This window comes from Desulfosarcina sp., assembly GCF_041551955.1.
Classification (GTDB): Bacteria; Desulfobacterota; Desulfobacteria; order Desulfobacterales; family Desulfosarcinaceae; genus Desulfosarcina.
Genome location: NZ_JBFELV010000115.1, coordinates 1 through 12,881, shown reverse-complemented (window position 1 = coordinate 12,881; position 12,881 = coordinate 1). Strand labels below are relative to the sequence as shown.

The following is a 12,881-nucleotide window of genomic DNA, read 5'->3' as shown; positions in this document are numbered from 1 at the left end:
TCCTGACTACCAAACTTCATGGAGGAGATATATGAACATCAATTTTAAATTCATTACCGTGTTGCTCCTGATTTTCTGTTTCGCCGCCGTACCGATCATGATCGCCGGCACGGCCCATAGTGCCAGCCTGGAAGAAGCCATAGCACAAGCGCCCCAGGGAACGGAAAAAGGCCAGATCGACCCCAACGGCAAACCGGGGTATCTGGGGATTCCCGGCGGCCCCCAACTCAATCCCATCGTCGGCTTCTTGTGGGCCATCTGGGTGGGCTGGATCTTTTCGACGGTCGGGGCTTTCGGAGGCATCATGGCCGGCGTCGGTCACATGACCATCTATGGCCTGGGTTCATACGCCAAGACGTTCAAGGAAACCGCCCCCGGCCTAAACAAGACCATCACCGACAGCATCCGGGTCTCCAACCAGTGGTTGGTGGGAACCTCCGCCCTGGTCTCCAGCTTCAACTACTGGAAACAGAAACGATTGGTGGCATCCCTGGGGATCTTCCTGGGCATAGGCGCCCTGCTGGCCACCCTTCTGGTGGTCTACACCAGCGCCGGAAAGATCAGTTTCTCCCAGTACCAGGGCTACTTCGGCCTGGTGGTCTTCATCATCGGCGGGTTCATGGTCTATGAAATGACCCCCAAAGGACAAGCCTCCAAAAAAGCGGCCAAAGCAGCGGCCAAGGCCTTTGAGGAGGCCGCCAAAGCCAAGGTCGCCATTGAAGATCAAGGCGTCAAGACGTCCAAATGGAGCCTGGCCGAAACCGAGATTTCCTTTTTCGGTCAGACGTTTACCTTCAGTCCGTTGTGGGCGTTGGCAGGCGGTTTCTTCATTTCCGCCCTGGCTTCCTTCTTGGGGATCGGCGGTGGGTTCTTGTATGTGCCCTTCCTCACCAGCGTGGTCGGCCTGCCCATGTTCGTCGTCGCGGGCACGTCCGCCCTGTCGGTGCTGATCGGCATGATTTTCGCGATTTTCAACTTCATGGTCCTCAAAGGCGTAGTGGTACACTGGTCACTGATCGGTGTGGAATTGATCGGTATCTTCATCGGTTCCATGATCGGCCCGCGAACCGGCAAGTACATCCCCGAAAAGGTCCTCAAGGGCATATTCATCGTTTTGGCACTTTACATTGGCCTGCGCTATACCTTGAGAGGATTCTTCGGCATCGCGATGCTGTAAGACAACGCAGTTGGTTGCTGTTGTATATATACCTTACCGGTGCCGGGTTTTCGCCCGGCACCGGTCCTGTCAGCGAATCGCCCATCAGCGATTTCACCGCACATAACCGTTACTATGCGCTTACCTATCCATGGAAAATATCTTGCACAGCATTTATGTCAAAATAGATCTATTCCTGATTTTTTTTTACCGGATGACCGACATTCCTATCGCCAACTTTCTGATCGGGACCCTCATTCTCTCTTTTCTGTGCGTCATCGTCGGTGAACTTTCCGTTTCCCTGGCACTTAAATTCAACAAGCCCTATGTGGATCGGATATCGGCAGAAATGGTGGAAAAAGAACGCTTGTCCATAGCGGCCTACCAGGCCGGCGACAAAGCGGGCTACAAGGCTTTGAACAAAGAGGCCACCGATGTCTGGGGCAAGGGTTTTTTCACCATGGTGGCCTACAGCGCCGGCATTCTGTGGCCACTCCCCTTTGCCATGGGGTGGCTGGGTACACGCTTCGCCGATGTTGATTTTCCGGTGGCGCCCCCCCTCTCCCTTCTGTTCGACAACGGTGTGGGCTACATGTTCACGTTCATCCCCATGTACATTCTCAGCCGGATCCTGTTCAAATATATGAGACCCTATCTTCCCTATTTCAAAGGCGTACAGAAAATGCTGGATGCCGCCGACAAATCCAGTCATCAGGGCAATAAAACGTCCTAACACACCCCATCGGGAATTCAAACGCGCGGAGGGGTTGGCGGCCTGTCAATCTCAACGCAGATTTACCAGGGGGTGTAAACTATACAACAATGAGCACGAACCGACAGAACCCTGGCCGTCTCTTTCCTCATGCCGCGGCATGCTGGTGTTTCTGCGTCACGTTGTTTTCAAGCAGCCCTTCTCTGGCCACCCAGGGACACGCCGGCATCGAAGGAGTGTGGGTTCACCAGTTCGCCCATCTCTTTTTCATCTTTTCGATGTTGCTCCTGATCTACTGGCTCAGGCGGGCAGGACTGGTCAAGGAGCCGGGTTGGCGTTCCATACAATATGCGGCGTTGTTTTTCATCTTGTGGAACGTGGACACGATTCTGGTTCACTTCCTGGATGAACAGATTATGGCCGTGAAGGTGCAAAATCTCGGCGGCTGGCAGATCCATGTTGCGGTGGAAGAGGGTCGGGAGTGGTTGGCGGCGTTTTACTACCTGGCGAAACTGGATCACCTGTTGTGCGTACCGGCCATGGTCTTTCTGATGCTGGGATTGCGCCATATGCTCAACCAGGTTCGGCCCGTGGAATCCGGCTCGGGAGTCCGGTGATGACCGCCTCTTTGATTCCCATATGGCTGGTCGACGTCGTCGGATCTATCCTGATGATCGTCTTGGCATTCCTGAGTTTCGGATTGTGTCTGCAACTCAAGCGGAAGGACCCCAACAACATCATCGTCACCTACCTGTTATGGGTATGCTTTGCACTGTTCGTGTTTGCCATCTCTCGATCCGCCGGCCATCTGCTCAAACAGATCTTCCTGCTGTCCAATCAGCCGAACCTGTGGACGGCCATACAGCCCTTTTCCGGCGCCATCAACACCTTTACCTTTGTCATGGTGGGATCGGTCACCCTCTTTTTCGAACGGACATGGGCGATTTACGGTACGATTCTGAAAGACCGCCAGGCCCTGCAAAATGCCCACGAAGAGTTGCTCTACCTCAACCAGAACCTGGAGCAACTGGTGGATAAACGCACCGAGGCGCTGGTCATTTCGGAGCAGAAGTACCGACGGATTTTCGAAGTTTCCAAAGACATGATCCTGGTGACCCGCAAGGATGGTCAAATCGTCAACCTGAACCCGGCGGGCAGGAGTATGGTCGGTTTAAATGCTGCCGACAGCGAGGATAAGATCCATGGGCTCGCTTTCCAGGATTTTTTATCCGACCCCGCCGACTGGGATGCAATTAGCCGACAAATCGAGGCTCGCGGGTTTATCTCGAGTGAAGAGTTCGACCTGGTGCTGAAAGACGGCACCCGTCGCCGGATGCTGCTTTCCGGCAGCTTGGCCAAAAGCCCCGCCGAAGATGGCGAAACCATTCATTTTCTGATCAAGGACATCGAACAGCGGCGGTTGATGCAAAAACAGATGGCCCAGGCGGACAAATTGGCCTCCATCGGCGAACTCTCTTCCGGGATCGCCCACGAAATCAACAACCCGCTAGGCATCATTTTAGGCTACACCCAACTCCTGCTGCGGGGTGAAGAACCTCGGTCCGATCGATTTAACGACCTGAAAACGATTGAGAAACATGTCAAATCCTGCAAGGCCATCGTTGAAGATCTGCTCAATTTTGCGCGGACATCCAGCCCCGAAAAGGAGTATCTGGACATCCACGCCGTGATCGACGAGGTCATCGGCTTCGTGCGTCACCACAGCAACCTGGAAAATATTCGGATCGACACCGTATTCGCATCCGATCTCCCCCCGTCGCTCATGGATGAAAAAAAGATCAAGCAGGTGCTCATCAACCTGTTGATGAATGCCATCCATGCGGTCGACCGTAACGGTACCATTACCATTACCACCGGGCTCAACGAGTCGGCCAGCCGCATCACCGTGGAAGTCTCGGATACGGGGCACGGCATTGAAAAGGAAAACCTGCTGCGGATCTTCGACCCCTTTTTCACCACCAAACCCACCGGCGAGGGCACAGGCCTCGGGCTGTCGGTCAGCTATGGCATCGTCAAGGGACACGGCGGCAACATCACCGTAAAAAGTGAACTCGGACAAGGCGCCGCATTTATGCTGTCCCTGCCCGTCTCACCCCCGCTTTCAGGGAGATAAATCATGGAACAGAATCTTCTTATCGTGGACGACGAACCGGATATGCTCACCCTGCTGAAACGTAGTCTGGAGCCCGAACTGGGTTGTCAGGTAGAAACCGCCTCATCGGGAGAAGCAGCTTTAGAAATGCTGCGTGCCACCGACTACGACCTGGTCCTGGCAGATATCAAGATGCCGGGCATCAGCGGGCTCGAGGTGCTGGAGCAGATTAAAGCCGACCGCGGCGATGAGGTGACGGTGGTGATGATGACTGCATACGGACACATCGAGATGGCCGTGGAGGCCATGAAACGAGGCGCCTATGATTTCGTCACCAAGCCATTCGATCACGATGCACTGGTCATGCGTCTGGAAAAGGCCTTCGAACGCAGTCGCCTGCTCAAAGAGAACCTGAGATTGCACCATGAGTGCCACGCTACGGAGATGTTCCAGGAACTGGTAGGAAAGAGCCCCAAGATGCAGCGGGTGTATGAAACCATCCAGATGGTTGCCAAAAACGAACTCACCGTATTGATCACCGGTGAATCGGGCACCGGCAAGGATCTGGTCGCCCGGGCGGTCCACGCCTTGAGCAATCGCAGCAAGCGCCCCTTTATTGCGGTAAACTGTCCGACCGTTCCGGAGCAGATCCTTGAAAGCGAACTGTTCGGCTATAAAAAAGGGGCATTCACCCACGCCACCCGGGACAAGAAGGGCCTGTTCCAGGAGGCCCACACCGGCACGATCTTCCTGGATGAAATCGGCGACATCACGCCCACCATCCAAACCAAACTGCTGCGAGTGCTGCAGGAAAAAGAGATCAAGTCCCTGGGCGACGCCCGGCCTGTCCGCGTGGATGTAAGAATCATCGCTTCCACGAACCAGCCGTTGGCTGAAAAAATAAAATCGGGTGATTTCCGGGAGGATTTTTTCTACCGCCTCAATGTCCTGCCCATCCAATTGCCTCCGCTTCGCGAGCGGCCTGAAGACATCCCGCTGATCGCCAATCACCTGTTGGAAAAGCACTGCAGCAAGCTAAACAAGCCCCTTAAGCGTTTTTCAGCGGAATTGATGGACATTTTAATCGGCAGCCGTTGGGAGGGCAATGTGCGTCAAATGGAGAACATGATCATGCAGGGAATTCTCTTTTCCGCCACCGACGAGATCGCGCCCTCGGACGTAGGCATTGGGAGAAAGAGGGCATCCGGGGCCATCGCGGAAATCACACCGTCACTGGACCTACCCTACAAGGCGGCCAAAGAAAACAATCTGAGTGCCTTCAATGCCGCCTATATCGGGAACATGCTTACCCGTAGCCAGGGAAACGTCACCCAGGCGGCCAAAGCTTGCGGTCTGGAACGCCAGGCCCTGCAGCAGATCATGCGCCGCTACGGCATCACCGCCGATCCCTATCGGCCGTCTTCTCAATGAAGAAAGGGCATGGACCCAACCTCCGCCCATACCCTTTTTCATTGGTATCCATACCGGTTATTGTACGCTTATCTGCTTCGTCTTGCTGGACTCAGGTTTGGGGATGTTGAGCGTGAGAACACCGTCCTTGTACGCGGCCTGAATCTTATCGGAATCGGTTCCATCGGGCAGGCTAAAGGAACGCTCGAACCTGCCGTATGACCGTTCACGTCTGTAGTAATGGTCTTGCTTGACCTCATCGTCGGACGAACGCTCGCCCTTGACGGTAAGCACCCGGCCGTTGACGTCGATGGCGATCTTATCTTTCTCCACGCCGGGCAGTTCGGCCTTCATGACGATCTGGTCGGATTCCTCGAAGACGTCCACCTTGGGGTTCCACCCCCGGGTTAAGTCCGCCCGCTCACTCTTGAAGAAATCACCGAAGAGGTCATCGAAAATATTCATGGGGTGCTTGAAATTGGCCAATTCTCTGGTTGGATTGAATCTGACGAGTTGCATGGTTCTTCCTCCCTATCTACTGGTTAATCACCGTGCTTCTTCTTTTGACCCAAAGATAGGAATTGACTGACACGTGTCAATACTTTTTTTATAATTACTTTTTTATAATTTTCGTTTTAGTAATTTTTAGGTCGCCCAGTCAAGATACCCGCCGGAAAGGAGATGCGCCATAGGATCATTCCACAGGATAGCCGCCTTCGCGCCAACGGCTCCACCCGTTTTTGAGATAGCGGACGTTGCCGAACCCGTTGAAAAAAAGCAGCTCGGCGAGCGCTGGGGCCAAGTGGCAGTTCTCCCCATCGCAATAGGCAATGATCACGACAGTGGGATCGGTGTCAGCAAGGAATTCGGCCAGCCAGATCTCTTGATCCGCCGTATAGAGATTGACGGCCCCCTTGATGTGACCCGCAACAAAATCAGCGGCATGCCGCGCGTCGGCAAAAAGGGCTCGCTTTTCCTGGTAGAGGCGCACGGCGTCCTCGAGAGAAATTTCAGAAAAACCCCTTTCGGTCGCTGACTGCTGCAAGGCGTCTTGATTTACCGCTGCAGGAGTGATCCCGATCTTGTCGGGCCTGACCGCATAGACGGCAAGCGCCACGGCCACGGCAGCGCCGATCAGGATGAGCGCCTCTTTGGCGGCCAGTTTAAACATGGGACCAACACCTTTAATTAAAGCAGTAAATGCGTTATTATCTGTCTTTGCCAAACATGAGCAATCTAGCCATTGCATGGTTAATATCAATCGCATTCACGTCCGGCAAGCCAATTATCCATAACCTCGGCGCTTTGCCTGCGTAGCGGGGATAAAGAAACGGAGAAGGATCATGTGCGACGTCAATGTCTTTGTCATAAAAAACGGGGTCGAAGAAAAAGTGCTGGAAAATGTGGACCTCATCGAGGAGGTAGCCGACGGCATGCGGCTGGTCAACATCTTTGGCGAAGAACGAACGCTCAGCGCTAAAATGGTGCGGTACGACAACAGCCAAAAGCGCATGGTTTTCCAGCCGGTGTGAGGATCAAGAGGGGTAGGTGATCGACCCGGAATCAAGGCTTGCAAATCCCAAGGCGATGAAGCGCAAGGCCAATACCGGACGTCTTGCGGAATCGTCAGTCGTAGGTTTCAATAAAAAGCCGCGAAGCGCTGAACTGCTGGTCTATCACTGCCGTGACATCCCGGATCATGGCCCCCCGACCGCACAGGTAAAAGTCATAAGTGTCGGGTTTCAGGTGTTGCTCCAGGTAATTCGTGACACGGCCCGCAAAGGCGTTGTCCTGAAGATCCATTTTTTCGAAAGGGCGGCTGATGCATGGCACATAGCCACCCAGCCCTGATTGCAGAATATCCCGGTAAATCAGCCGATCAGAGGTGCCTACGCCATGAAGCAAAAGGCCGGCATCCACCCCGCTCCGGCAAAAGGCCACAAAGGGGGCGACCCCGGTTCCCGTGGCCACGAACACCGACGGATTCGCCGAGCCCTGGAAAACGAAGTGACCGTGGGGCCCGGTCAACTGAAGGGTGTCATCGATGCCAGCCTTTTGAATGTCACAGGAAAAGCGCCCCCCGTTCACCACGGCGATGCAAAAATCAATGGTTTCCGCATCCGGGGTGGAAACCATGGTGTAATCCCGCTCGTAGCCGTCCATGACAAAGCGCAGAAACTGGCCGGGAATGAAGGTGACACCCTCCGGTCGGGTCAGCCGGATTTCAAGGATGCCGGGGGCCAGCCAATGCCGGTCCACCAGGTTGGCGCTAAAACAAGGCATGCCACCTACCCATTCCACTGCACATCCCCCTGACCCTGGTGATGATTGCAGAATCGAGCGAGTACGAAAAGGTAATCGGAAAGCCGGTTGAGAAATACGAGGATATGCTGCATGGTTTCCGTGGGACCCGATTCACCATCCTCATATTCAACCATTTCGATCACGCGTCGTTCCGTTCGTCGACAGACGGTGCGGGCCATATGGGCAAGTGATGCGGACAAGTGCCCCCCGGGCAGGATAAAATGCTTCAATTCGGGCAAGGACGCGTTCATGCGATCGATAGCGGCTTCCATGGTGTTGGCGGGCGCCATCGTAAACGGTTTCAAAAAGCGTGTCGATGCGGCACCGGGCGTCGTCGCCAGCCAGGCGCCGGATTCCAGCAGCAGCGCCTGAATGGCCTGTAGTTCATCTTTCAGCCCGGATTGTCCCTCATCCAATACCGCCGCAACCGCCCCGATCACGGAATTGAGTTCGTCCAGATCGCCATAGGCCTCGAGGCGCGGGCTGCTCTTTGACACCCGCTCCCCGCTGAAAAGGCTGGTTTTGCCCCTGTCTCCCGTGCCGGTATAAATTTTCATGTTGATCTCTCCAAGGGTTGCCGATGGCGAATAAAAGCGGTTACGCCTTTTGGCGGTTCCTGATTATGCGGCTGGCCATGAAAAACCAGAGCAGGGTCATCGCCTGAATGGCCAACATGACTAAAAAACCGCTGCGATAGCCCGCCAGGGCATACCTCCCGTCAACACCGACCGGCCAGAGGCCAATGATGGCCCCGATGGCCCACTGACCCAGGAAGGCGGCGACAAACACCAGCAGATTGACGGCGGTGGTGACCCGGCCGGACAACTGCACCGGAAACCGCTGGGATAAGGCTGCATAGGCGATGATACCCGACGTGCCGAAAAAACCGAACAGCACCCACATGGGTAAGGCCCAGCGCACCGGCCCTGCCAGAATCAGCACCTGCACGCCCATGAACAGAACCATGCCCGTCACCGCCGTCGTGAGCACGCTGATGCCTGAGCGGCTCAATCGATCGGCCAGCGACCCCAACAGGATGAACCCCGCGATCATGGCCACGGCGATCCAAAACAACACATTGGCTGCTGCCATGCGCTCCAGACCGGCCACATCCTTGAGCCAGGGCCCGGCCCAGAGCCCTTGTATGGCAAGAAAGGACGCCTGGGACAAGGTGGTTAACGGTGCCGCGCGCCAGAATTCAAGGCTGGTGAACACGGTCTTGACGCCATGAAACTGGCGCTTGAAACTTTCGCCGGCCCCGTTGGACGGTCGTTCGGGAACCACCGTGTAAACAGCCACGGCCACCAGCAGGGTGAGTATGGCCAGCACCATGAAAACGCCGCGCCAGTCGGTGGTCTGCAGCGCTGCCTCCACCGGTGCGGTCGCCGCCAGGGCACCGAGGCCGCCGGCGGCCATTTGAAATCCGTTCACCAGCGGCCAGCGTTCTTTGGGAAACCACAAGGTGTATGCTTTAAAAGCCGCCATGAGACAGGCGGACACCCCGAAACCGATAAAGGCCCGGGCCACCACCAGGCCGGCCAACGACCCGGATCGGGAAAAAAGATAGGCCCCCAGCCCGGCAAAAAGCAGCAGAAACGCTTCCATTCGCCTGGGACCGAAGCGATCCAGCAGCACCCCCAGCGGCAATTGCGCTGAAGCAAAGGAAATGAAATAGATGGCGGTCAGCATACCTAAGGCCGACGGGCCGATTCCCAGATCAGCCGCCAGGTCCGGAGCGATGACCGCATTGACCACCCGGTAGAGGTAAGAGAGAAAATATCCGGCCGCAAACGGAACGAATACGCGCAGCGTGGTCAAAAAAGATGCATTCATGAACCCTGGCCTTGCGATGGAATGAAAATATTCGGAAAACCATCCCCCGGTCGTCGAAAAACGACTGGATCAGGATACGTTGCACAAGACGCGATGACAAGTTTTTTCAGTATGGGTGGTTTCGAATGATCAGCGGATGGTTAAGTTAGTTCATCCATAACCTTCAACCTTCAGGCAGGAGCCAAGCAGCCCATGCAGCCAAACATGCCGGATAAACCGCACCTTGCCTTGCAGCAGCTGCTGAAGCACCAGCGTGCCGCCTTTCAAATGAATCCGATGCCCTCGGCCGACCAGCGCAAAAGGCACCTCAGGCAACTGGCCGCAGCCCTGAAGGCCTTCCGGCACCGCCTGGCCGAGGCCATTGACGCGGATTTCAACGGACGCAGCCGCGACGAAACCCTGTTGGCGGAAATTTTTCCCAGCCTCGAAGGCATCCGCGATGCGGCAGATCTAGTGAATCGCTGGATGCGGCCCGACCGACGGCGGGTCGGAATCATATTTCAACCGGCACAGGCGCGGGTGCTTTATCAGCCCCTGGGCGTGGTCGGCGTCATCTCCCCGTGGAACTACCCCGTCTACCTGACCATCGGACCGCTGACCGGAGCCCTGGCTGCCGGCAACCGGGTCATGATCAAAGCCAGCGAATATACCCCCAACACCACACAGACCCTTCGCGAAATGCTGGCCGGGGTATTCGCCGACGATCATGTATCCGTGGTCACCGGCGATGCCGATGTCGCCGCGGCGTTTTCCCGGCTGGATTTCGACCACCTGCTCTTCACCGGATCCACCGCTGTCGGCCGCCACGTCATGCGTGCGGCTGCCGACAACCTGACCCCCGTCACCCTTGAATTGGGGGGAAAATCTCCGGCAATGGTAGCGCCGGACTACCCCATTGACACCGCTGCCGAGCGAATCGCCTTCGGCAAGTGCTTCAATGCCGGTCAGACCTGCATCGCGCCTGACTATCTCCTCTGCCCGGAGAACCGTCTGGATGCGTTTGTAGAAGCATTTTCAGCAGCCGTCACCCGCCTCTACCCCACCATGGCAGCCAACCCGGACTACACGGCTATCGTCAATCAACGGCAGTTCAACAGGCTTTCCGGCTGCTTGACCGATGCAAGGGAAAAGGGTGGGCGTCTGGTCGAGATCAACCCGTCGGCAGAAGCCTTTTCCGATACCGGTAAAATGCCGGTTTGGCTGGTCCTGGAACCCACCGGCGACATGACTGTCATGCAAGAGGAGATATTCGGCCCTATTCTTCCCATGGTCAGCTACCGGCGGGTTGCCGAAGCCATCGACTATGTGAACGGCCGGCCCCGGCCGCTCGCCCTGTATTACTTTGACGAAAACAGGAAGCGGACCCAACGCGTTCTCGACCAGACACGATCCGGCGGGGTGTGCATCAACGACACCCTTGCCCACGTGGCCCAGGACGACCTGCCCTTTGGGGGAATCGGCCAGTCAGGCATGGGCGCATATCACGGCAGGGCCGGATTTCTGACTTTTTCCAAGGCACGGCCGGTATTCTCCCGGGGACGACTCAACAGCACACGTCTGGCCTGGCCGCCTTACGGCCGTCGGATCCACAGCTGGCTCTATCGATTCCTGCTTCGCTGAAGAGCGAGTCAAATCAAGGGAAATCAGTGCCCTGGGTCGATTCGGGCAAAAAAAAACGCCAGTTGAGCAAACCGGCGCTTCATCCATATTGTTGTCCTGGCATCTTACTTGGTTCCGAAAATCTTGTCCCCCGCATCCCCCAAGCCAGGTATTATATAACCGATATCATTAAGTTTTTCATCTATCGCAGCCACATAAATATCAACATCGGAATGGGCCTTTTCCAGCCGTTTGAGCCCTTCGGGCGCGGCAACCAGAAACAGCCCCCGGATCTGCCTGCAGCCGGATTCTTTGAGCAAGTCGATGGTGGCCACCAGGGTGCCGCCCGTGGCCAGCATGGGATCCAGGATCAGGGCGATCCGCTCTTCCATGTTGCTGGTCATCTTGACATAGTAGCGCACCGGCTCCAGGGTCTCCTCGTTGCGATACAAACCCACCACGCTGACCCTGGCCGACGGGATCAGGTTGAGCACCCCGTCCATCATCCCCAGCCCCGCACGAAGAATCGGAACCACGGTGATCTTCTTGCCTTTGATATTTTCAACAACCACCTCGCCCGCCCATCCCTGGATGGTCATGGTTTCGGTCTCCAGGTCCTTGGTGGCTTCATAGGTGAGCAGGGTAGCCAGTTCATTGGCCAGCTCCCTGAAATTTTTGGTGGACACGTCATGCCCACGCATGAGGCCGATTTTATGTCTGATCAGCGGGTGTTCGACGAGATGTACGGGCACACTGACTCCTTTTGTCAGCCCGGTGATCGATCACCGGGCATCTTTTTAATGTTATGATCAGATGAATGGTTAGAATTCACCCAGCGGTCTGTCGAAGGTGAACCTGAATGGGTCGGCCAACAAGTAGTCATAGGCGGCATTGGCGTTGCCGCCCAGGGCGGAAAACGGAAGGGTTACGACAAAAATCGCGCCTCCGATCAACGTGGCGCAAAGTCCCAAGGGCCTGACGACCACTTCGGCAGCCATTTTCCCAGCAATGAGGTCATCATCCTGTTCAAGACTCGAGGCAAAACAGGTCGCGCAGGGAACCACAACCAGTGCCATCGTGGTCAGCAGGACGATCACGCGTTTCAGGATCCCGTTCATACCGTTTCCTCCTTTGTTTTTTATGATTGCCGCCATATACTTGCGGTAGACGGATAAACCGTCGAATTTTATGATATTAGCAGGTATTGGGAAGACATGCAACGCATGATATGGTTGAAAGCGTATCTTTCCGAGTCTATAATGCGCTGAACTTGCAGCTTGCCATTGGGGCAAGCGCTTGCAACTCCATAAAATTCATATCTAGAAGACATCGTGGACCCTGTCAAGGAAAATCAATTGGTCGATCACCGGCATATCGTCTCGGTGGCCGTGGCCCTGCCGGTCCATGACACGTTCTGCTACAGCGTTCCGGTACATCTGGCACCGCAGGCCTGTCCGGGAAAGCGCGCACTGGTACCCTTTGGCAGACGAAGGGTCACCGGCTACCTGATCGGCCCGGCACGTGACCCAATCGACAAGATTGACGCCATGGAAATCAAACATATCCTGGATGTGCTCGACGACACGCCCCTTTTTCCGGAAACGATGATCCCGTTTTTCAAGTGGATTGCCGCCTACTACATGCACCCGTTGGGGCAGGTGATTCAGACCGCCCTGCCGGCCGGGCTGAATCTTGCCGACATCGCCATCCTGAACATCGGCCAAGCGGGTGCGGCAGCCGCAACATCGTCACCC

At 55.8% G+C, this 12,881-nt stretch carries 14 protein-coding genes and 1 pseudogene; 8 read left to right on the top strand and 7 right to left on the bottom strand.

Features of this window, described 5'->3' with window-relative positions; translation table 11 throughout:
- Window positions 1-31: 31 nt before the first annotated feature.
- From ABYV26_RS10875 to ABYV26_RS10855, 5 genes are all read left to right on the top strand, one after another.
- Window positions 32-1,177 carry a sulfite exporter TauE/SafE family protein gene (locus tag ABYV26_RS10875; RefSeq protein WP_372680900.1) on the top strand — a complete coding sequence of 382 codons (1,146 nt, stop codon included), beginning with the start codon at window positions 32-34 and terminating at the stop codon, window positions 1,175-1,177.
- A gap of 142 nt (window positions 1,178-1,319) precedes the next feature.
- Window positions 1,320-1,889 (top strand): hypothetical protein, encoded by a 570-nt coding sequence (locus ABYV26_RS10870; RefSeq protein WP_372680898.1) that lies wholly within the window; start codon window positions 1,320-1,322, stop codon window positions 1,887-1,889.
- A gap of 161 nt (window positions 1,890-2,050) precedes the next feature.
- Window positions 2,051-2,485: a hypothetical protein gene (locus ABYV26_RS10865; protein WP_372680896.1), complete on the top strand. Its 435-nt coding sequence runs from the start codon at window positions 2,051-2,053 to the stop codon at window positions 2,483-2,485.
- Window positions 2,485-4,002 carry a nitrogen regulation protein NR(II) gene (locus ABYV26_RS10860; RefSeq protein ID WP_372680894.1) on the top strand — a complete coding sequence of 506 codons (1,518 nt, stop codon included), beginning with the start codon at window positions 2,485-2,487 and terminating at the stop codon, window positions 4,000-4,002. Before ABYV26_RS10865 ends, ABYV26_RS10860 begins: the two co-directional genes overlap by 1 nt.
- A gap of 3 nt (window positions 4,003-4,005) precedes the next feature.
- Window positions 4,006-5,412 carry a sigma-54-dependent transcriptional regulator gene (locus ABYV26_RS10855; RefSeq protein ID WP_372680892.1) on the top strand — a complete coding sequence of 469 codons (1,407 nt, stop codon included), beginning with the start codon at window positions 4,006-4,008 and terminating at the stop codon, window positions 5,410-5,412.
- 57 nt (window positions 5,413-5,469) lie between these two features.
- On the opposite strand, the gene ABYV26_RS10850 is transcribed toward ABYV26_RS10855, so the two are convergent.
- Window positions 5,470-5,910, bottom strand: coding sequence for an Hsp20/alpha crystallin family protein (locus ABYV26_RS10850; RefSeq protein WP_372680890.1), 441 nt, complete (start codon window positions 5,908-5,910; stop codon window positions 5,470-5,472).
- A 175-nt stretch (window positions 5,911-6,085) separates the two neighbouring features.
- On the bottom strand, window positions 6,086-6,562 hold the full coding sequence (locus ABYV26_RS10845) for a rhodanese-like domain-containing protein (RefSeq protein ID WP_372680888.1): 477 nt from the start codon (window positions 6,560-6,562) through the stop codon (window positions 6,086-6,088).
- 172 nt (window positions 6,563-6,734) lie between these two features.
- Here ABYV26_RS10845 and ABYV26_RS10840 point away from each other — a divergent pair, with 172 nt between their 5' ends.
- The gene (locus ABYV26_RS10840; RefSeq protein WP_372680886.1) at window positions 6,735-6,923 is read left to right on the top strand and encodes a CooT family nickel-binding protein; all 189 of its coding nucleotides are present in this window, start codon (window positions 6,735-6,737) and stop codon (window positions 6,921-6,923) included.
- Between the two features lie 94 nt (window positions 6,924-7,017).
- On the opposite strand, the gene ABYV26_RS10835 is transcribed toward ABYV26_RS10840, so the two are convergent.
- From ABYV26_RS10835 to ABYV26_RS10825, 3 genes are read right to left on the bottom strand one after another with little or no spacing between them, the layout of a single operon-like run.
- The gene (locus tag ABYV26_RS10835; RefSeq protein ID WP_372680884.1) at window positions 7,018-7,674 is read right to left on the bottom strand and encodes a ferredoxin--NADP reductase; all 657 of its coding nucleotides are present in this window, start codon (window positions 7,672-7,674) and stop codon (window positions 7,018-7,020) included.
- A 5-nt stretch (window positions 7,675-7,679) separates the two neighbouring features.
- Window positions 7,680-8,252, bottom strand: coding sequence for a cob(I)yrinic acid a,c-diamide adenosyltransferase (locus ABYV26_RS10830; RefSeq protein ID WP_372680882.1), 573 nt, complete (start codon window positions 8,250-8,252; stop codon window positions 7,680-7,682).
- A gap of 40 nt (window positions 8,253-8,292) precedes the next feature.
- The gene (locus ABYV26_RS10825) at window positions 8,293-9,528 is read right to left on the bottom strand and encodes a nitrate/nitrite transporter (protein ID WP_372680881.1); all 1,236 of its coding nucleotides are present in this window, start codon (window positions 9,526-9,528) and stop codon (window positions 8,293-8,295) included.
- Between the two features lie 192 nt (window positions 9,529-9,720).
- Here ABYV26_RS10825 and ABYV26_RS10820 point away from each other — a divergent pair, with 192 nt between their 5' ends.
- Entirely contained in the window at window positions 9,721-11,148 is a 1,428-nt protein-coding gene (locus ABYV26_RS10820; RefSeq protein ID WP_372680879.1) for a coniferyl aldehyde dehydrogenase, read from the top strand.
- Between the two features lie 104 nt (window positions 11,149-11,252).
- Here ABYV26_RS10820 and upp read toward each other — a convergent pair whose 3' ends face one another.
- Both upp and ABYV26_RS10810 read right to left on the bottom strand, forming a co-directional pair.
- The gene (gene upp / locus ABYV26_RS10815) at window positions 11,253-11,879 is read right to left on the bottom strand and encodes a uracil phosphoribosyltransferase (RefSeq protein WP_372680878.1); all 627 of its coding nucleotides are present in this window, start codon (window positions 11,877-11,879) and stop codon (window positions 11,253-11,255) included.
- Between the two features lie 69 nt (window positions 11,880-11,948).
- A complete protein-coding gene (locus tag ABYV26_RS10810) occupies window positions 11,949-12,245 on the bottom strand; it encodes a hypothetical protein (RefSeq protein WP_372680876.1) in 297 nt (98 codons plus the stop codon).
- A 213-nt stretch (window positions 12,246-12,458) separates the two neighbouring features.
- Here ABYV26_RS10810 and ABYV26_RS10805 point away from each other — a divergent pair.
- Window positions 12,459-12,881 (top strand): annotated as a pseudogene (locus ABYV26_RS10805) (hypothetical protein); the annotation flags it as partial.